The sequence below is a fragment of the Actinoplanes sp. HUAS TT8 genome (genome assembly GCF_051380535.1).
In the GTDB taxonomy this organism is placed as follows: Bacteria; Actinomycetota; Actinomycetes; order Mycobacteriales; family Micromonosporaceae; genus Actinoplanes.
This window is the reverse complement of record NZ_CP195646.1, coordinates 9,950,097-9,968,532: the sequence shown is the minus strand read 5'-3', so window position 1 is coordinate 9,968,532 and position 18,436 is coordinate 9,950,097. Positions and strand designations below refer to the sequence as shown.

At 68.8% G+C, this 18,436-nt stretch carries 18 protein-coding genes and 1 tRNA gene; 3 read left to right on the top strand and 16 right to left on the bottom strand.

What is annotated here, in order from left to right; translation table 11 throughout:
* Window positions 1-93 precede the first annotated feature (93 nt).
* From ACSHV8_RS44510 to trpS, 6 genes are all read right to left on the bottom strand, one after another.
* Entirely contained in the window at window positions 94-1,191 is a 1,098-nt protein-coding gene (locus ACSHV8_RS44510; protein ID WP_436526264.1) for a BMP family lipoprotein, read from the bottom strand.
* A 256-nt stretch (window positions 1,192-1,447) separates the two neighbouring features.
* Entirely contained in the window at window positions 1,448-1,684 is a 237-nt protein-coding gene (locus tag ACSHV8_RS44505) for an SCO4848 family membrane protein (RefSeq protein WP_436526262.1), read from the bottom strand.
* 22 nt (window positions 1,685-1,706) lie between these two features.
* Entirely contained in the window at window positions 1,707-2,093 is a 387-nt protein-coding gene (locus ACSHV8_RS44500; protein ID WP_436526260.1) for a hypothetical protein, read from the bottom strand.
* Between the two features lie 8 nt (window positions 2,094-2,101).
* Window positions 2,102-3,022, bottom strand: coding sequence for a YihY/virulence factor BrkB family protein (locus ACSHV8_RS44495; protein ID WP_436526258.1), 921 nt, complete (start codon window positions 3,020-3,022; stop codon window positions 2,102-2,104).
* Window positions 3,023-3,043: 21 nt separating this feature from the next.
* Window positions 3,044-3,574 (bottom strand): 2'-5' RNA ligase family protein, encoded by a 531-nt coding sequence (locus tag ACSHV8_RS44490; protein WP_436526256.1) that lies wholly within the window; start codon window positions 3,572-3,574, stop codon window positions 3,044-3,046.
* Between the two features lie 5 nt (window positions 3,575-3,579).
* Window positions 3,580-4,605: a tryptophan--tRNA ligase gene (gene trpS, locus ACSHV8_RS44485; RefSeq protein ID WP_436526254.1), complete on the bottom strand. Its 1,026-nt coding sequence runs from the start codon at window positions 4,603-4,605 to the stop codon at window positions 3,580-3,582.
* A 137-nt stretch (window positions 4,606-4,742) separates the two neighbouring features.
* Here trpS and galE point away from each other — a divergent pair, with 137 nt between their 5' ends.
* From galE to ACSHV8_RS44470, 3 genes are all read left to right on the top strand, one after another.
* The gene (gene galE, locus ACSHV8_RS44480) at window positions 4,743-5,717 is read left to right on the top strand and encodes a UDP-glucose 4-epimerase GalE (RefSeq protein WP_436526252.1); all 975 of its coding nucleotides are present in this window, start codon (window positions 4,743-4,745) and stop codon (window positions 5,715-5,717) included.
* On the top strand, window positions 5,714-6,856 hold the full coding sequence (gene galK, locus ACSHV8_RS44475; RefSeq protein WP_436526250.1) for a galactokinase: 1,143 nt from the start codon (window positions 5,714-5,716) through the stop codon (window positions 6,854-6,856). The genes galE and galK overlap by 4 nt, the downstream gene beginning before the upstream one ends.
* Before the next feature lie 329 nt (window positions 6,857-7,185).
* The gene (locus tag ACSHV8_RS44470) at window positions 7,186-7,989 is read left to right on the top strand and encodes an ATP-binding protein (protein ID WP_436526248.1); all 804 of its coding nucleotides are present in this window, start codon (window positions 7,186-7,188) and stop codon (window positions 7,987-7,989) included.
* A 7-nt stretch (window positions 7,990-7,996) separates the two neighbouring features.
* Here ACSHV8_RS44470 and ACSHV8_RS44465 read toward each other — a convergent pair whose 3' ends face one another.
* The 10 genes from ACSHV8_RS44465 to ACSHV8_RS44420 form a co-directional block, all read right to left on the bottom strand.
* Window positions 7,997-9,289 carry a sulfate adenylyltransferase subunit 1 gene (locus ACSHV8_RS44465; protein WP_436526246.1) on the bottom strand — a complete coding sequence of 431 codons (1,293 nt, stop codon included), beginning with the start codon at window positions 9,287-9,289 and terminating at the stop codon, window positions 7,997-7,999.
* Entirely contained in the window at window positions 9,289-10,200 is a 912-nt protein-coding gene (cysD, locus tag ACSHV8_RS44460) for a sulfate adenylyltransferase subunit CysD (protein WP_436526244.1), read from the bottom strand. The genes ACSHV8_RS44465 and cysD overlap by 1 nt, the downstream gene beginning before the upstream one ends.
* A 51-nt stretch (window positions 10,201-10,251) precedes the next feature.
* A complete protein-coding gene (locus tag ACSHV8_RS44455) occupies window positions 10,252-11,142 on the bottom strand; it encodes a 3'(2'),5'-bisphosphate nucleotidase CysQ (RefSeq protein WP_436526242.1) in 891 nt (296 codons plus the stop codon).
* Between the two features lie 20 nt (window positions 11,143-11,162).
* Window positions 11,163-12,914: an exopolysaccharide biosynthesis polyprenyl glycosylphosphotransferase gene (locus tag ACSHV8_RS44450; RefSeq protein WP_436526240.1), complete on the bottom strand. Its 1,752-nt coding sequence runs from the start codon at window positions 12,912-12,914 to the stop codon at window positions 11,163-11,165.
* Between the two features lie 137 nt (window positions 12,915-13,051).
* A complete protein-coding gene (pth, locus tag ACSHV8_RS44445) occupies window positions 13,052-13,663 on the bottom strand; it encodes an aminoacyl-tRNA hydrolase (protein WP_436526238.1) in 612 nt (203 codons plus the stop codon).
* Between the two features lie 80 nt (window positions 13,664-13,743).
* Complete coding sequence (locus ACSHV8_RS44440; protein WP_436526236.1) at window positions 13,744-14,352, bottom strand: 50S ribosomal protein L25/general stress protein Ctc; 609 nt, start codon at window positions 14,350-14,352, stop codon at window positions 13,744-13,746.
* Between the two features lie 362 nt (window positions 14,353-14,714).
* The gene (locus ACSHV8_RS44435; RefSeq protein WP_436526234.1) at window positions 14,715-15,695 is read right to left on the bottom strand and encodes a ribose-phosphate diphosphokinase; all 981 of its coding nucleotides are present in this window, start codon (window positions 15,693-15,695) and stop codon (window positions 14,715-14,717) included.
* Window positions 15,696-15,805: 110 nt separating this feature from the next.
* Entirely contained in the window at window positions 15,806-17,248 is a 1,443-nt protein-coding gene (gene glmU / locus ACSHV8_RS44430; protein WP_436526232.1) for a bifunctional UDP-N-acetylglucosamine diphosphorylase/glucosamine-1-phosphate N-acetyltransferase GlmU, read from the bottom strand.
* 106 nt (window positions 17,249-17,354) lie between these two features.
* Window positions 17,355-17,425 (bottom strand) — tRNA-Gln (locus ACSHV8_RS44425).
* Window positions 17,426-17,444: 19 nt separating this feature from the next.
* Window positions 17,445-18,365 carry a resolvase gene (locus ACSHV8_RS44420; RefSeq protein WP_436526230.1) on the bottom strand — a complete coding sequence of 307 codons (921 nt, stop codon included), beginning with the start codon at window positions 18,363-18,365 and terminating at the stop codon, window positions 17,445-17,447.
* Window positions 18,366-18,436: the final 71 nt, after the last annotated feature.

The window sequence follows — 18,436 nt, the reverse complement described above, 5'->3', positions numbered from 1 at the left end:
GTGCTGGTCCTGGTGGAGGGGTAACGCGAGCCGCCGCTCAGTCCCGGGCGCGAACCCGGGACCGCGCGGCGGCCGAATGCTACTACCGGAAGGTCACTTCGGTGCGCTGGCCGACTCGGCCTTGACCGTTCCGCTGATGATGTCCTTCTTCAGCTGGTCGATCTCGGTCTTCAGGGTCGCGTCGACCTTGCTGTCGAACTGGTTGTACGGCGCCAGGCTGACACCGTCGTTCTCCAGGGTGCCGATGTAGCCCGGGGTCGCGGAGAGCTTCTCGCCCTTGGCGCCCAGAACCACGGACTCCTTGACGGCCTCCTCGACGTTCTTGACGACCGTGCTGAGGAAGACGTCGCAGTACTGCGCGGCGCTCTTGCAGCCGTCCTGGTCGACCCAGATGACCGAGACCTTGCCGGACGAGTCCTTGGCGACCTGGGCGGTGCCCAGGCCGGTGCCGCCGGCGACCGGCAGGATCACGTCGGCGCCCTGCGAGACCAGGGTCTGGGTGATCGTCTTGCCCTTGTTCTGGTCGATGAAGCTGTCGGCGAACGTACCGTTCTGCTTCGCCTTGTCCCAGCCCAGGACCTGGACGGTCTTGCCCTTCTTCTGGTTGTAGTAGGCGACGCCGTCGGCGAAGCCGTCCATGAAGATGGTGACCGGAGCGATCTTCAGGCCGCCGTACGTGCCGACCTTGCCGGACTTCGAGTAGCCCGCGGCCAGGTAGCCGGCCAGGAAGGCGGCCTGCTGGGTGGCGAACTGCATCGGGTAGACGTTGGTGCCGGAGCTGCCACTGTCCACGATCGCGAACTGGGAGCTGGCGCTCTCGGTCGCGACCTTCTTGGTGGCGTCACCCATCAGGCCGCCGACCGCGAGGATGTAGTCGCACTTCTGGGTCACGAAGTTACGCAGGCCCGGCTCGTAGTCGGCCTCGGAGGACGAGGAGACGTACTTCGGGTCGACGTTGCTCGCCTCGCCCTTGGCGGCCTGGATGCCGGCCCAGGCGGAGGCGTTGAAGGACTTGTCGTCGATGCCACCGGTGTCGGTGACCATGCAGGCCTTGTAAGCCGCGGCCGTAGCGGCCGAGCTGGAGCTACCGGACGGGGTGTCCGCCGGAGCGTCACCACAAGCGGCGGCCGCGAGCGTCAGCCCACCTGCCGCGAGAATCGCCACGATCCGCTTCCCACGTACTGGGCGCAAGACGCCCTCCTTCCACTGCTCACCGACACTCTCGGTGGGTCTCAGGTCGGCAGCGTAACTGCGGGCCATGTGGTCGGCAGGCGTTCGGTACGGACTGTTGGCGCACCGTTATCGCGCCGCAATCACCAGGGATTTTGTCTGCCGCTTTAGGTGGGTTCCCAGAGGAATTGCCCGGTGGCCACGTAACCGGAGATTAATCTTCGCCGTCGGCAACCCCTCCCGGTAACGGTTTGCTCCGGTTGCGGTCACCTTTTGGTCACGGCTGCTTTTTGCGTACGGCGATCCAGGCGCGCACGCCCAGGACTCCGACCGTCGTACCGATGATCAGCGACGCCCCGATCAGGATCGCGTGCACCCAGAGGAACGCGGTCGGGGTGCCGCCGTCGAACGAGCGGTCGTCCTTGTAGATGGCGAGACCGAAGCGGGGCCAGATCACCCACGTCCACACGCCGACCGCCACCAGGAACGCCGCCCACCGCCGTGAGATCACCACGGCGACGAGTATCGCAGCGTGCTCAGCGGCTCAGACGGGCGGCTATCCGCCGCCAGCCGGCGTGCACCTCGGACGGCTCCGGAGTGGGCGGGGGCGGGCCGCCGATGCCCGGCTCGGCCAGCAATTCGTCACCGGGCGCGGTGTCGTCCTCGGCCATCGCCCGGATCGCGTCGATCTCCTTGCGGATCGCGTCCGCGCCGTCCAGCGGCAGCATCGGCTCGACCACCGCCATCAGGTCGTCGTCGGCGACCACGGCGCGGGCCAGGGCGATCGCGTGGTCCCGCTCGTACGGACCGCAGACGACCGGATCCCAGTCCTCCCGGTCGCCCAGGGAACCGATGGTGATCACCCACGGCACGTCGGTCAGCGGCGAGCCGGGCGGCAGATGCAGAGTGACGAGAGTGCCCACGCAGGACATCATCGCGGGCGGGCGTCCCGGATCCAGAGGTTTTGCCCCACCGGGGCGGTTTTATCGTCAGCTGAGAGGTCCACCACACGCCCGTGCGGACTGGTCGCCGCCCAGGCCGCGCCGAAGAGCAGGAGCTGGTGGAACACGTACAGATAGACCAGGGCGCCGACGGCGGAACCGACCAGGCCGTAGGCCGGATTGCGCTGCACCATCGAGACGAAGGTCTTGCCCACGGTGTTGAGCAGCATCAGTCCGATCCCGACCTGCAGAACCGGCGGGCCCATCCGGCGCGCGGTCATCCGCAGCCGGGGCACCGCGGCCAGCAGCGCGGCCGCGAGCAGCATGTTGACGCCGAGCGTGAGGATCAGGCTGACCACCGACAGGGTGGTCTGGAAGCCGCCGTCGGCCAGCCAGTCGAGCAACTTCTCCAGGCCGTAGACGGCCAGCTGGGTGAGCGCCAGCAGGATCAGGATGCCGATCAGCACGCCCAGGTCCACCGCCTGCCGGATACCGAAGTAGCCGGGCTGCTCGCGCAGCCGCCAGATGTGCCGCTGCGAGGAGCGGATCGCCTCGACCCAGCCGATACCGGTGAAGGTCAGGCCGAGGATGCCGACGATGCCGACCGTGGACTTGCTGTCCAGGATGGCCTGCACGTCGAGGAACGGCAGGTTCTGCCGGAGGAAGTCGTGGACCAGGTCGAAGAGCTGCGTGTTGCTGGTCAGCAGGAACCCGAAGATGGAGTAACCGATCAGCAGCAGCGCGAACACGGCGAAGAAGCCGTAGTACGCGCTGGCGGCGGCGAGCCGGCCACCCTGGACACCGTCGTAGCGCAGCAGCGCCCGGCACAGGTGGTCGAAGTAGCGGGAGCGATAGCGCACCGCCATGATCCGGGCCGCGACCGCGTCATACGCCCGATCGATAGGGTTCACCGCGCGACCGTAACCGAAAGATCAGCCACCGAGCGGGAAGTCACGCCGGGGCCGCCACGGACCCTCGCCACCGTGCGAGAAGAGCGTGAACGACGGCACCGGGAACCGGCAGGAGAACCCGGCCAGGTCGTCGAAGACCGCGTCCAGGGCCTCCGGCGCCACGTCCTGGGCGACCGTGACGTGTGGATGGTACGGAAACCGGCTGTCCCGGCGGATGTCCTCGGACCGGGTGATCGCCTCGGCGAGCAGCTCACACTCGCTGATACCCATCGCCAGGCTGACGAACACCACCTCGGTGACCGGCCGGAACGTGCCCGTGCCGCGCAGGTGCACGGTGAACGGCGGCTGGGCCGCGGCGACCGCCTCCAGGTGCTTCTCCACCGCCGGCAGCGCGTCGGTGTCCACCTCGGTCGGTCCGAGCAGCGTGACGTGCGCCGGCGTCCAGGCGGCCTGCGGGTCGCCGGCCTCCGCGCGCCGGCGGGTCAGCATCGTCCCCCAGGGCTCCGGGATGTCGATGGCCACGCCGATGCGCGTCCGAGCGGGATCACCCACGGGTCTCAGGCCCCGCGGGCGGGGCTGAGGAAACCCACGTTCTTGTACGTCTTGGCCAGCGTCACCGAGGCGACCGCGCGGGCCTTCTCGGCGCCGACGGCCAGGATCTTGTCGAGCTGGGCCTTGTCGTCCAGGTACGTCTTCGTCTTCTCCTGGATCGGCTTGACGAACTCGACCAGCACCTCGGCCAGGTCCTTCTTGAGGTCGCCGTAGCCGCGCCCGTCGTACTGTTCCAGCAGCTCGTCGATGGTGCGTGTGGTGAGCGCCGCGTACATGGTCAGCAGGTTGCTGATGCCGGGCTTGTTCACCTCGTCGTAGAGGATGTCGCGCCCGGTGTCGGTGACCGCCGACTTGATCTTCTTGGCCGAGCGGGCCGGGTCCTCCAGCAGCTCGATGATGCCGTTGGGCGAGGACGCCGACTTGGACATCTTGATCGTCGGGTCCTGCAGGTCGGTGATCTTCGCGGTGTCCTTCACGATGTACGCCGAGGGCATGGTGAAGGTCGGCGCGAAGCGCGTGTTGAACCGCTGGGCCAGGTCGCGGGTCAGCTCCAGGTGCTGGCGCTGGTCCTCGCCGACCGGGACCTGGTCGGCTTGGTAGAGCAGGATGTCGGCGGCCTGCAGGATCGGGTAGGTGAACAGGCCCACCGTGGTGCTGTCCTGCCCGGCCTTGGTCGACTTGTCCTTGAACTGGACCATCCGGCCGGCCTCGCCGAAACCGGTGATGCAGCTGAGCACCCAGCCGAGCTGCGCGTGCTCGGGCACGTGGGACTGGACGAAGAGCGTGCACCGCTCCGGGTCCAGTCCGACGGCGAGCAACTGGGCGATCGAAACCCGAGTACGGTTACGAAGCGCGACCGGATCATGGCCCATGGTGATCGCGTGCAGGTCGACCACGCAGTAGAACGCGTCATGGGTCTCCTGCATCGCCACCCAGTTGCGCACCGCGCCCAGATAGTTGCCGAGGTGGAAGGAATCGGCGGTCGGCTGGATGCCGGAGAGCACTCGCGGGCGGCGGGCAACGTCGGACATGAGGGCCATTGTGTCAGTCTCGGACCGGATACCGAAAACCCCCTCACCGCCGTGGGACGATGTTCGAACCTGTTGACTTATGAGCGCTTCCGCGTGATTCTATGATCGCCATTCCCGCCAGAAGGAGAGCCAAAGCCGTGAAATTGCTCGTCACCGGCGGCGCCGGTTATGTGGGCAGCGTGACCAGCCGGCTGCTGCTGGACGCCGGTCACGAGGTCGTCGTGCTGGACAGCCTGCGCACCGGCTTCCGGGAGGCGGTCGCCCCGGACGCGACGTTCGTCGAGGCCGACATCGCCGACGCCGCCCAGGTCCTCACGCCCGAGGCCGGCTTCGACGCGGTGCTGCACTTCGCCGGGCTGATCGCGGCCGGCGAGTCGATGTCCAAGCCGGAGCTCTACTGGCACGAGAACGTGGTGAAATCGCTCGCCCTGCTGGACGCGATCCGCGCCGCCCGGGTGCCGCGGGTGATCTTCTCGTCGACCGCCGCGGTCTACGGCAACCCGGTCGAGATTCCCATCAGTGAAACCGCCGCCAAGGCACCCACCAGCACGTACGGGTCGACCAAGCTCACCTTCGACCTGGCGCTGACCTCGGAGACGTTCGCCCACAACCTGGCCGCGGTGTCGCTGCGCTACTTCAACGTGGCCGGGGCGTACATCAGCGACAGCCACGAGATCGGCGAGCGCCACGACCCGGAGACGCACCTGATCCCGATCACGCTGCAGGCCGCCGCCGGCAAGCGGGAGAAGCTGCAGCTGTTCGGCGACGACTACCCGACCACGGACGGGACCTGCGTGCGCGACTACATCCACGTGGCCGACCTGGCCCGGGCGCACCTGCTCGCGCTGGACGCGGCCACGCCCGGCGAGCACAAGATCTACAACCTGGGCAACGGGAACGGCTTCTCCAACAAGCAGGTCGTCGAGGCGGCCCGCGAGGTCACCGGCGCGGCCATCCCGGTCGAGATCGCGCCCCGCCGCGACGGCGACCCGGCGACCCTGGTCGCGTCCTCCGACCGGGCCCGGTCGGAACTGGGATGGGTGCCCGAGAAGAACACCCTCCAGGAGATGATCGGCGACGCATGGACCTTCTACCGGAAGCACGTGGCATGAGCATCTCCGCGTCCGCCGTCGCCGCCTTCACCTCGGCCTACGGCGAAGAGCCGGCCGGCCTGTGGGCCGCGCCCGGCCGGGTCAACCTGATCGGCGAGCACACCGACTACAACGACGGCTTCGTGCTGCCCTTCGCGCTGCCGCAGCGCACCGTGGCCGCGGTCGGCCCGTCCCCGGACGGGACCTTCGCGGTCTGCTCCACCCTCGCGCCCGAACCGGTGACGTTCGGGATCACCGAGCCGGGCGAGGTGACCGGCTGGGGCGCGTACGTGGCCGGGGTGGTCTGGGCGCTGCGCGAGGCCGGCTTCGAGCCACCCGCCGTCCGCATCGCGATCGACTCCGAGGTGCCGCTCGGCTCCGGCCTGTCGTCGTCCGCCGCACTGGAGTCGTCCGTGCTCACCGCACTGATCGACCTGGGCGGGCTGGACGTGCCGCTGGAACGGCGCCCGGCGATCGCCCAGCGCGCCGAGAACCTGTACGTCGGCGCCCCCACCGGCATCCTCGACCAGTCGGCGTCGATCCGCTGCGAGGCCGGCAAGGCGCTGTTCCTGGACTGCCGGTCGTACGAGATCGAACAGATCCCGTTCGACCTGGCCGCCGCCGGCCTGGCCATCCTGGTGATCAACAGCAACGCGCCGCACCAGCACGTCGACGGCGAGTACGGGGCCCGCCGCAAGAGCTGCGAGGAATCGGCCGCCATCCTGGGCGTCACCGCGCTGCGCGACGTCGGCGTCGACGACCTGCCCGGCGCGCTGGACCGGCTCGGCGACGAGGTGCTGCGCAAGCGCACCCGGCACATCGTCACCGAGAACCAGCGGGTCCTGGACACCGTCGCCCTGCTGCGGGCCGGCCAGGTCCGGGAGATCGGGCCGCTGCTCACCGCATCCCACGCGTCCATGCGCGACGACTTCGAGATCACCGTCGACCAGGTGGACGTGGCCGTCTCCACGGCGCTGGCCGCGGGGGCGTACGGCGCGCGCATGACCGGTGGCGGCTTCGGCGGCTGCGTCCTGGCCCTGATCGACGCCGCCCGGGCCGACGAGACCGCCGCCGCGGTGGCCGCGGCCTACGCGGAGCGGGGTTTCACGGCCCCGACCAGCTGGGTCGCGGTGGCCGGCCCGGGCGCCACCAAACTCTGACCCACCAGCTCGGGCCGCCCTCCCACGGGCGGCCCAGCCTTTTTGTTGCTCTGAGCGTGACCACGGACCGACGTCGCCCTTCCGGGCTTCGCGTTCTGGCCGCGCCAGCGGCCTGCGAAGGTCGGAAGGGTCCCCGCGGGAGCGACGGTCTGTACCCCGGCGGACATAGGCAATAAAGAATTTGATCTTGGGGTTGTTCGGGCGCGAAGGCCGGGCCGGTGGAGTGGGTGCACTGAGCCGTTCGGGCGTCCCCCACCTGGCCTTTCGTTCGATCACCCGCAGGAGCGAGGCCGGCCGCCGGTGGCCCGGAGCGCGGTTATGGTGGGCGCATGGGGGTCAGCCCACCGTATCTTCACGATGACACCGCGCAAGGTGTCTCCGTCCGCGTCGACTTCGCCGCGGACGCCGCCGTCTCGCTGGTCACGGTGCGCGGGCCCTGGGACGATCAGCTGCGGCGCAGTACGTCGACGACGCTGCGCCGGTGCTTCACCGAGCACCCGGATGCGCTGATCGTGGACCTGAGCCGGCTGCTCGATCCGCGCAGCGAGAGTGTGCCGACCTGGTCGACCGCGCGGGCGGTGGCGGCCGCGCTGCAGCCGCCGATGCATCTGGCGCTGTGTGTGCCGCCGGATCTGCCGCTGGCCGACCGGATGCAGGGACTGGGCGCGGGGCGGTTCCTGCCGGTCTATGCGCGGGTGCGGCAGGCCCGGGTGGCCGTGGCGGGCCGGATCCCGGACGGGGAACGCCTGGTGGCGACGCTGCAACCCGATTCGGATGCGCCGAGCGCGGCGCGGAACCTGGTCAGCGACGCGTGCCTGGCCTGGGGGCTGGCGCGGCTGCTGCATCCGAGCCGGCTGGTGATGTCGGAGCTGGTGACGAATGCGGTCGAGCACGCCGGCACGGAGATCCGGGTGGTGGTCAGCCGGCGCGGTGCCGGGTTGCACCTGTCGGTGGCCGACGGCTCGCCGGTGATGCCGCACCTGCGGCGGCCGGCGCACCCGCGGCCCGGTCTTCCGCTGGACGAGCGGGGGCGGGGGCTGCTGACCGTGCACGAGACGGCCGATCTGTGGGGTGCCGGGCCGGCCGAGGGCGGCAAGGTGGTGTGGGCGACGGTCCGGGACCGCCGCCCATGAACCAACGTCAGCCGGCTTCGATGATCATGCCGGCGGCGACGGTCCGGTTCGTCGACTCGTCGATCAGGATGAAGCCGCCGGTGGTGCGGTTGCGCCGGTACTCGTCGGCCAGCAGCGGCACCGTGGTGCGCAGCCGGACCCGGCCGATCTCGTTGAGCCCGAGACCGTCGGCCGACTCGTCGCGGTGCAGGGTGTTGACGTCCAGCCGGTACTGCAGGCCGCGGACGACCGTGCGGGCCGTGCGCGTGGTGTGCTTGATCGTGTACTTCCCGCCGACGCGCAGCTTGGCCGTCTCGTCCATCCAGCAGATCATCGCCTCGATGTCCTGAGCGACGGCCGGGGCGTTGTGCGGGCGGCAGATCAGGTCACCGCGCGAGATGTCGATCTCGTCGTTGAGCCGGACCGTGACCGACATCGGCGGGAACGCCTGGTCGACCGGGCCGTCGGCGGTGTCGATGGCGGCGATCGTGCTGGTCAGGCCGGACGGCAGGACCATCACCTCGTCGCCCGGCTTGAGCACGCCGGAGGCGACCTGACCGGCGTAACCCCGGTAGTCGGTGACCGTGGTGGACTGGGGACGGATCACGTACTGCACCGGGAAGCGGACGTCGACCAGGTTGCGGTCGGACGCGATGTGCACGTGCTCCAGGTGGTGCAGCAGGGACGGGCCCTCGTACCACGGCGACTTGTCCGACCGGGAGGCGATGTTGTCGCCGTTGAGCGCCGAGATCGGGATGATCGTCAGGTCCGGGGCGTCGAGCTTGGCCGCGAACGAGGTGAACTCGTCGGCGATCTTGGCGTAGACGTCCTTGTCCCAGTCGACCAGGTCCATCTTGTTGATGCAGAGCACCAGGTGCGGCACGCGCAGCAGGCTGGTCAGGAACGCGTGCCGGCGGGACTGCTCGACCAGGCCCTTGCGGGCGTCGACCAGGATCAGGGCCAGGTCGGCGGTGGAGGCGCCGGTGACCATGTTCCGGGTGTACTGGATGTGCCCCGGGGTGTCGGCGATGATGAACTTGCGCCGCGGGGTGGCGAAGTACCGGTACGCCACGTCGATCGTGATGCCCTGCTCGCGCTCGGCCCGCAGGCCGTCGGTGAGCAGCGCCAGGTTGGTGTACTCGTCACCGCGGGAGGCGCTGGCCACCTCGACCGCTTCGAGCTGGTCCTCGAAGATGGTCTTGGTGTCGTACAGCAGACGCCCGATGAGGGTCGACTTGCCGTCGTCCACGCTGCCGGCGGTCGCGAACCGCAGCAGGTCCATGTTGCGCGTGGCCCCCGGCTCCAGAACGGCCTGGCTCATCAGAAGTAACCCTCTCGCTTGCGGTCTTCCATCGCGGCCTCGCTGACCTTGTCGTCACCGCGGGTCGCGCCACGCTCGGTGATCCGGGTCGCGGCGACCTCGTCGATCACCTTCTCCACCGTGTCGGCCTCGGAGAGCACCGCGGCGGTCTGCGACGCGTCGCCGACCGTCCGGTACCGCACCCGGCGGACCTCGGAGGTCTCCCCGTCGCGCAGCTGGATGAACTCGTTGACCGCGTAGAACATCCCGTTGCGCTCGACGACCTCACGGTCGTGGGCGTAGTAGATGCTCGGGAGCTCGATCCGCTCCTTGGCGATGTAGTGCCAGACGTCCAGCTCGGTCCAGTTGGACAGCGGGAACACCCGGATCGACTCGCCCGGGTGGTGCTTGCCGTTGTAGAGCGACCACAGCTCGGGGCGCTGGTTCTTCGGGTCCCACTGGCCGAACTCGTCGCGGAAGCTGAACATCCGCTCCTTGGCGCGGGCCTTCTCCTCGTCACGGCGGGCGCCGCCGAAGAGGGCGTCGAACCGGTACTTCTCCACGGCGGCCAGCAGCACCGGGGTCTGGATCCGGTTGCGGGTGCCGTCGGGCAGCTCGCGGACCGTACCGGCGTCGATCGCCTCCTGCACGCTGGCGACGACCAGGTTCAGCCCGAGGGTGGCGACCCGACGGTCCCGGTACTCCAGGACCTCGGGGAAGTTGTGGCCGGTGTCGACGTGCATCACCGGGAACGGGACCCGTCCCGGGGCGAACGCCTTCTCCGCGAGGCGGAGCATGACGATCGAGTCCTTGCCGCCGGAGAAGAGCAGCACCGGGCGCTCGAACTCGGCCATAACCTCCCGCATGACGAAGATGCTCTCCGCTTCGAGTGCATCCAGATGCGAGACGCGATAGTCCTTCGTCTGGCTCATAAGTTCAATCCCCAGCTCATTCTGCGATTTTCCACGGCCAAGGCCGGCTCGTCATTCTGGCGGAAGATGCCTGCTGATCGCAGCAAGCAACCGAGGAGCGAGATCTTTACGACAGACCACCAGGTCAGGCAGCTTCGGATCGGCCCGGTTGTAACCGAGCGGAGTCCCGTCGATGCGCGACGCGTGCAGTCCCGTGGCCAGCGCCACAGCGACCGGGGCGGCCGAGTCCCACTCGTACTGACCACCGGCGTGCACGTACGCGTCGGCCTCGCCGTTGATCACCGCGGCGATCTTCACCCCGGCCGAGCCCATCGGCACCAGCTCGGCACCCAGCTCCTCGGCGAGCGTGGTCACGAACGCGGGCGGCCGGGTGCGGCTGGCCGCGATCCGGATCATCCCGCCGGTGGCCGACTCCAGCGGCATCGGCGGGTAGGCCGGCGGGTGGTCGGTGGCGATCGTGCGGTGCTGCGCCGGCATCGCCACCGCGCCCGCGGCCAGGCAGGCCGGATTGGACGAGTCGGCGGTCCAGAGCGCCACGTGCACCGCCCAGTCGGCCCGGCCCTCCTCGGAGAACTCGCGGGTGCCGTCGAGCGGGTCGACGATCCACACCCGGGACGCGGCCAGCCGGTCCGGGCGGACCGTGTCCGGCTCGCCCTCGCGCCAGGCGACGCGGGCGTGCTCGTCCTCCTCGGACAGCACCGCGTCGGCCGGCCGCCAGCGGGCCAGCTCGGCGCGGAGCAGGTCGTGCGCGGCCTTGTCACCGGCCGCCTTGAGCGCCTTGCCGTCGGCGAAGCCCATCTCGGCGCGCACCCGCAGCAGCTCCTGCCCGGCCCGGTCGGCGAGCCACCGGGCGAAGGCGGCGTCGATCACCGATGGTGCGCCGCTCTCGGCGCCGTCCCGCTGGCCGGCCACGCGTGCGGACGTCTGCGTCTGCTCGCCCATCGTCTCGCTCCTCATCCGAGTCAATACGCTCCCGACGAGCGCACCACTGCAGTCATCGTCCTCAACAGGATCACCAGATCCAAACTGAGCGACCAGTTCTCGACATAGCGCAGGTCGAGCCGGACCGCTTCCTCCCAGGAGAGGTCCGACCGCCCGGACACCTGCCAGAGGCCGGTCATCCCCGGTTTGACCGCCAGGCGGCGCCGCACGTCGTCCGCGTACGCGGCGACCTCGGTCGGCAGCGGGGGACGCGGGCCGACCAGCGACATCCGCCCGGAGAGCACGTTCAGCAGCTGCGGGAGCTCGTCCAGCGAGAACCGGCGCAACCACTGACCGACCGGGGTGACCCGAGGGTCGTCACGGATCTTGAAGAGCACACCGTCGTGCTCGTTGAGATGCCTCAGCTCGGTCAACCGGGCCTCGGCGTCGACGTACATGCTGCGGAACTTGAAAATGCGGAATTTCTGCCCGTCTCGTCCCACACGCACCTGCCGGAAGAGTACCGGCCCGCGTGACGTGAGACTCACGCAGAGCGCCACGGTGAGCAGCACCGGCGCGAACAGGATCAGCAGCAGCAGCGCCCCGGCCCGATCGACCAGCTCCTTGACCAGGCGCGATCCGCCGTGCAGGCGGGGATGCTCGACGTGCAGCATGGGCAGGCCGTCGAACGGCCGGATCGTGGTGCGCGCCCCGGCGACGTCCACCAGCGCGCTGGCCACCACGAGATCGACCTCGTCGCGTTCCAGGCGCCAGGCCAGCCGCCGGACCGCCGCGCCGTCCAGCTCGGGACAGCTGAGCACCACCACCGTGTCCGCGTCGGCCAGCTCGACCGCGGCCGCCACGTCGTCGAACGTGCCGTACACGGGCAGGTCGACCTCGATCCCGTCGGCCCCCGGGGGCAGGCACGCGCCCACCACCTCCAGACCGTGATACCGCTCGCGGCGCAACTGCCGGGCGATCCCGATCACCGACAGCTCGTGACCGACCACGATCACCCGGCGCAGGGCCTCGCCCCGGGCGCGGGCCCAGTGCAACCGCTTGCGCAGCACGAACCGCAGCACCAGCACGGAGACCACCGCCGCCGGCAGGGCGGCCAGAACATAAGACCTTGCAAGATCAAGTTCTAGCGCGTACGAGGTCAGAGCCACCCCGGCGATCAGACCGCCCCCGCCGCGGATCACCCGCTGGTACTCATCCGTGCCGACGAACAGGTACCGGCGCTCGTAGGCCCGCGACACCGCCAGCACGGCCAGCAGCACCACCGGCAGCAACGCCGAAACCCAGAGATAGGCCCGGTTGTACGCGGTCACATCGGCCCCGAACCGCAGCGCGAACCCGGCCGCGCCCGCCCCGATCCCGGCCAGCAGGTCGGACAGCACCAGGGAGCGCACGTAGCGCCCCTCCCACCGCTGCCGTCGCGACATCGCCGCGTGCCGCCCCCGCGGCCGCGTGAACGGGCGGGCCGCCGACGAACGGTTGCGCTGCGGCGACCAGTGCCGCTCCATCGCCCGGTTCCGGGCCGGATCGGACGCACCCTGCCCCGCGCGCGGCGCGCCGTTGCGGCCCTCGGACCCCGTCGGCGGCGGGCTGAGCGGGGCGACCGGGCCCGGGATCCGGGAATTACGGCCGGACGCGTACCGCAGCGGAGGATGCTGCGGGCCCTGGTTGACGGACGGCTCGGCCGGACCGCGCTCCGGCCGCACGACCACCGGCAGGCTCACCGTGGGCTCGGTCAACGCGTCCGTCCGGCCCTCGGACACGTCCTGAGACATCCCACGAACCCCCCGTCACGTCGGCGGCGCACCGAACCCGTGCGCCTGTGGTGACCAACGGACGGACGGCGGACCCGTCACGGTATGACCAGGCAGACAAATCGACCCAAACGGTCACTCAGTTCCGGCCCGGCCCATCAACTTCCGTGGTATTTGTTCTGCGCCCACTCGACACCCTCGAGCACGACCGCCTCGACCACGTCAGCCGCCCGATCCACCAGGAAGTCCAGCTCCTTGCGCTCCGCCGAGGAGAAGTCGGAGAGCACGAAATCCGCCGGCTCCTGCCGCCCCGGGGGCCGCCCGATGCCGAAACGCACCCGCGCGTAGTCCTTGCTCGCCAGCGACTTCGACATCGAACGCAGCCCGTTGTGGCCACCCTCACCGCCGCCGAGCTTCGCCCGAACCTGACCGAACGGCACATCAAGCTCATCATGCACCGCGATCACATGCGCCACGGGCACTTTGAAGAACTGCGCCAAGGACACCACAGGCGCCCCGGAAAGGTTCATGAACGTCAGCGGCTTCACCAGCACCAGCTTCGGCCCGCCGAACCCCAGCCGGCCCTCGGCCATCTCGGCCTGCGCCCGCTTCGCCCGGCCCATCTTCGCGCCCACCCGCGACGCCAGCAGATCAGCCACCATGAAACCGACGTTGTGCCGGTTCGCCGCGTACTCCCGGCCCGGATTGCCCAGGCCCACCACCAGCCACGGCGCCTCGTCCGTCACCCTCTCCGCCTTCCGGATACACATCAGGGAAAGTGCCGTCCGGCACTTTCCCTGATGAACTGGCTTACCGCGGACCCGCGACGCGCGCGAGCACCCGAAAAAAACTACTCCGCAGCCTCGGCGGACTCGCCGCCGGCGGCCTCGTCCTCAGCGGCCGTCGTGGTGCTCTGCGCCGCGTTGATGAACGCCAGCACCGTCTCCGCGTCCACCGCGAGCTCGACACCCTTCGGCAGGGTCAGCTCACCGGCGGTCACGTGCGAACCGGCCTCCTTGCCGTCGAGCGACGCGAGCAGCTCGGACGGAAGGTTCAGCGCGTCGGCGATCACGGCGACCGTGTTCGACTCGTGCGTGATCAGCGTGTTCTTGGCGGCCTCACCGGTCAGCGTCACCGGGACGTCGACCTGGATCTTCTCGCCCTTCTTCACGATCAGAAGGTCGATGTGCTCGTACGTGTCCTTGATCGGGTCACGCTGGATCGCCTTCGGCAGCGCCAGGGTGGCGGCCGCGTTACCGGCGATGTCGATCGTGAAAATCTGGTTCAGACCACCATGACGAATGGCGGCCGCGAACTCACGGGCCGGGAGCGCGATGTGCTGCGGCGCCTCACCGTGGCCGTACAGCACTGCGGGCACCAGGCCGGCCCGGCGCGTGCGGCGGGCACCACCCTTGCCGAACTCGGTACGGGGCTCGGCGCTGATCTTTACCTCGGACACGGGGAAACTCCTGAAACTCTTCGATGCGGGCTGCGTCTAAGTCTGCGGCTGCGGTATCCAGCAGTGCTTCGGTGCTGATCAACGACGGCGTGTCAGCCGTCGCCGGCGCTGCCGGGCAAGGGGGCGCGCTGGGCACAGGCCCGGAGCACCGCGTCGATCACGGAGCCTCGAGCGGACTGCGAACCTCAGCAGACCGCGGGGCACCCTCGCCGTGGCAACCGCACTAGCTTACCTGCTCCGAACCCGCAGAAATCAGCGGGTCCGGCACACCCACGACGTACCCGAAAAAAATCAACCCAAAAACACGGAGAGCGTCCGCTCGCCGGCAACACCGGCGAGCGGACGCCCTCACCCCTCGTGAATTAGCTCAAACCACCGAAAAGGGTGGTCACCGAACCGTCGTCGAACACCTCGCGGATCGCCCGCGCCAACAGCGGCGCGATCGACAACACAGTGATCTTGTCGAGCTGCTTCTCCGGCGTCAGCGGCAACGTGTTCGTCACCACGACCTCGGAGATCCGGCTGTTCTTCAACCGCTCGGTCGCCGGATCCGACAACAACGCGTGCGTCGAGGCCACGATCACATCGGCCGCACCCTCGTCGAACAGGATGTCCGCGGCCTTCGCGATCGTCCCACCGGTGTCGATCATGTCGTCCACGATCAGGCACACCCGGCCCTCGACCTCACCGACCACCCGGTTGGCCACCACCTGGTTCGGCTTCATCGGATCGCGCGTCTTGTGAATGAACGCCAGCGGGCAACCACCCAGCCGGTCCGTCCACCGCTCGGCCACCCGCACCCGGCCCGAATCCGGCGCCACCACCGTCATCGGACGACCGGCGAACTTCTTCTCCACATACTCCGCGAGGATGTCCATCGCGAACAGGTGATCCACCGGGCCGTCGAAGAAGCCCTGGATCTGCGCCGTGTGCAGGTCGACCGTCAGAATCCGGTTCGCCCCGGCGGTCTTCAGAAGATCCGCCACCAGACGGGCCGAGATCGGCTCACGACCACGGTGCTTCTTGTCCTGCCGCGAATACGGATAGAACGGCAGAACCACCGTGATCCGCTTCGCCGACCCACGCTTCAACGCGTCGATCATGATCAGGGTCTCCATGACCCACCGGTTCACACCCTCGGTCACCGACTGCACCACGAAGGCATCCGAGCCGCGCACCGACTCCTTGAACCGGACAAAAAGCTCACCATTGGCGAACTCATAAGAGTCCGACGGCGTCGGCGCCACACCGAGCACCTGACCGATCTCATCGGCCAGCTGCGGGAAGCCCTGGCCGGAAAAGAGCATCAAACTCTTACGGTTCTCCGCGACGATGCTGCCCATCGGCTCGCTGCTCCCGTGGAATAGGGGGTGGGTTCCCGTGAAGTATCCCTTGCGGCCACGTAACCGCCACGTTTCCAGGGCACCACGTGGGATGCCTCACCCCCGCTGGATCACTCCTGCTCAGGGGTGATATCCGCAGCCCGCTCGGCGGCCGCCGCCGACACCGTGCCCGGACGCTTCATCCGCACCCAGCCCTCGATGTTGCGCTGCTGCGCCCGCGTCACCCCGAGGTTGCCCGCAGGAACATTCTTCTGCACCGCCGAGCCCGCCGCTACGTAAGCGCCCGGACCGATCTCCACCGGCGCGATCAACACCGAATCCGAACCCACGAACGCGGCCTCACCGACCACCGTCCGGCTCTTCCGCACCCCGTCATAGTTCGCAAAAATCGTGCCGGCGCCGATGTTCGCCTTCGCACCGATCTCCGCATCACCCACATACGACAGGTGCGGCACCTTCGCGCCCTCGCCCAACTCGGCGTTCTTCGTCTCCACGAAACCGCCGACCTTCGACTTCCGCGCCAGCTTCGTACCCGGACGCAGATACGAATACGGCCCCACCGTCGCCTCCGGGCCGACCACCGCACCCACCGAATGCGACCGCAACACCGACGCGCCCGCCGCCACCGACGTGTCCACCAGAGTGGAATCCGGGCCGATCACCGCGCCCGTCGCCACCGACGACGAACCCAGAATCTGACAGTTCTGATCCACCACCGCGTCCGGCTCCAACGTCGCCGTCACGTCGATCCACGTCGTCGCCGGGTCCAGCAACAACACACCCGAACGCATCCACGCGTCATTCACCCGATCGCGCATCAGCACCCGAAGCCGCGACAACTCCGCCCGGTCATTACAACCCAACGTCTCGTACGCGAACTCGGCCACCTCGATCGCCACCGGATGACCCTCACCGGCCAGAATCGCGAAGACGTCGGTCAGATACTCCTCGCCCTGCGCGTTATCGGTCGACAGCTTGCCCAGCGCCTCCCGCAGCATCGCCGCGTCGAACGCGTAGATCCCCGAATTGATCTCCCGGATCGCCAGCTCATCCGGCGACGCGTCCTTCGCCTCGACGATCCGCTCCAGGTTCCCCTTCGCGTCCCGCACGATCCGGCCCAGCCCGGCCGGCCGATCCACCTCGGCACTCAGCACCGTCGCCGCCGCGCCCGCCCGCTCGTGCGTGGCCAGCAGCGCCTCCACCGTCTCCGCCCGCAGCAGCGGAACATCCCCGCTCAACACCACCACGGTGCCGGACAACTCGGGCGCGGCATCAAGCGCGATCCGGACCGCGTGCCCCGTCCCGTTCTGCTGCTCCTGCAACACCGACGCCGCCGCCGGAGCAACCTCGGACACGAACGCGCCCACCTGGTCGGCCTTGTGCCCCACGACCACAAGCGTCTGATCAGCCCGAATCTCCGAGGCGACGTGCAGGACATGACCGAGCAGGGTGCGCCCGAGCAGCGGCTGAAGCACCTTGGGCGTCGCGGACTTCATCCGCTTGCCCTCACCAGCGGCAAGGACAACAACGGTACGGCTGGGGGCCTGGCTCACGCGGAAACTCCATCGTTTGGCAGAGACATGTCGGCGGCGGCCACGCGAAGCTCAGCGTGGCACGCCAAATGAGCCACCCGCCGGGACGCTCATACCACAAAACATGCTCGGCCGCCAGGATTCGAACCCGGACAATCAAGACCAAAACTTGAGGTGCTGCCCTTACACCACGGCCGACTACTACTGGGTTCTTAGCCTAGCGCCCTTGGCCTCCCTCGTGGAAAGCGGACGATGCCTGACGGGTGACCTTCATGGGCACGCCGTCCGCGCGTCCGATCCCCGCGATCAAACCTTCGATCCTCCAGTAGACCTCGCGCGACTTGGGGACATCGATGATCAAGCAGCCCCGATAGTCGTCACCAGTGTTGTGCCGCACCGTGACGGGATTGTGCGTCTTCAGCGTCGCACGCATGAATCGCTCGACGGGCACTCCGACCACATCGGCCCACCACCGCTCCGCCGCCCCCACGTCGGCGGACTGGTGGATGTGAATCCGATATCGGAGCTCCCGGCGATCGCCGCCGAGCACCTCCATGAACCGCACAAAAAGCAAGACCAGATCCGGATCGCTGTTGATGAACTTGACGCGGCAGCGGTTTGGCTCCCACGGCTTTGCCTTCTGGCCCTCGCACCAGTAGGCCATCGCACCGACCAGGAGGAGTTCCCGGTCGGTGAGCTCACCGACCCAGTCGGCACCCGTCGAGTTGATCACGGCGCGGGAGCGATCACGTTGCTCGTTGAGCGGCTTCCACCGGGCCTCGGCAACGTTCTTCGAGTGCCGGCTGCGCCGCGCCGCCGCCTCCTCCGGCGTCGCGTCCAACGGCATGTCCCGAGTCCACAGATAGGCCGACGACTTCGACACCTCCAGCGCCTCCGCGATCTCCGGTACCGTCCGCCCCTCGCCCCGCAGTTCCCGAGCCAGCTCCCGCATGTCGTCCTTGGCCCGCGGCCGCCGAGTCCAGTCGGGTGGGTCGATCCCTTTGAGCCACTCGGTGAGCGTCCCGTTCCCCACGCCGAACATCTTCATCAGCTGTGACCTGGACAAACCCGGGTCGACCCGCAGCTTCCGCGCCTCGGCTCGCACATCCTCATTGCCGGAATAACCGTTCATCTCCATGTCTCGACGTTAGGACCAAAAATCGACGAACTGTAAGAGCGAAAATGTGCCAACCCTGTACCCGCGACAAC

Coding starts and splice junctions, on each gene's coding strand:
- galK (WP_436526250.1), top strand. CDS start 5,714: ATGAGCATCTCCGCGTCCGCCGTCGCCGCCTTCACCTCGGCCTACGGC.
- pth (WP_436526238.1), bottom strand. CDS start 13,663: ATGTGTATCCGGAAGGCGGAGAGGGTGACGGACGAGGCGCCGTGGCTG.
- ACSHV8_RS44420 (WP_436526230.1), bottom strand. CDS start 18,365: ATGGAGATGAACGGTTATTCCGGCAATGAGGATGTGCGAGCCGAGGCG.
- ACSHV8_RS44450 (WP_436526240.1), bottom strand. CDS start 12,914: ATGTCTCAGGACGTGTCCGAGGGCCGGACGGACGCGTTGACCGAGCCC.
- ACSHV8_RS44470 (WP_436526248.1), top strand. CDS start 7,186: ATGGGGGTCAGCCCACCGTATCTTCACGATGACACCGCGCAAGGTGTC.
- ACSHV8_RS44455 (WP_436526242.1), bottom strand. CDS start 11,142: ATGGGCGAGCAGACGCAGACGTCCGCACGCGTGGCCGGCCAGCGGGAC.
- ACSHV8_RS44435 (WP_436526234.1), bottom strand. CDS start 15,695: ATGGGCAGCATCGTCGCGGAGAACCGTAAGAGTTTGATGCTCTTTTCC.
- cysD (WP_436526244.1), bottom strand. CDS start 10,200: ATGAGCCAGACGAAGGACTATCGCGTCTCGCATCTGGATGCACTCGAA.
- trpS (WP_436526254.1), bottom strand. CDS start 4,605: ATGTCCGACGTTGCCCGCCGCCCGCGAGTGCTCTCCGGCATCCAGCCG.
- ACSHV8_RS44465 (WP_436526246.1), bottom strand. CDS start 9,289: ATGAGCCAGGCCGTTCTGGAGCCGGGGGCCACGCGCAACATGGACCTG.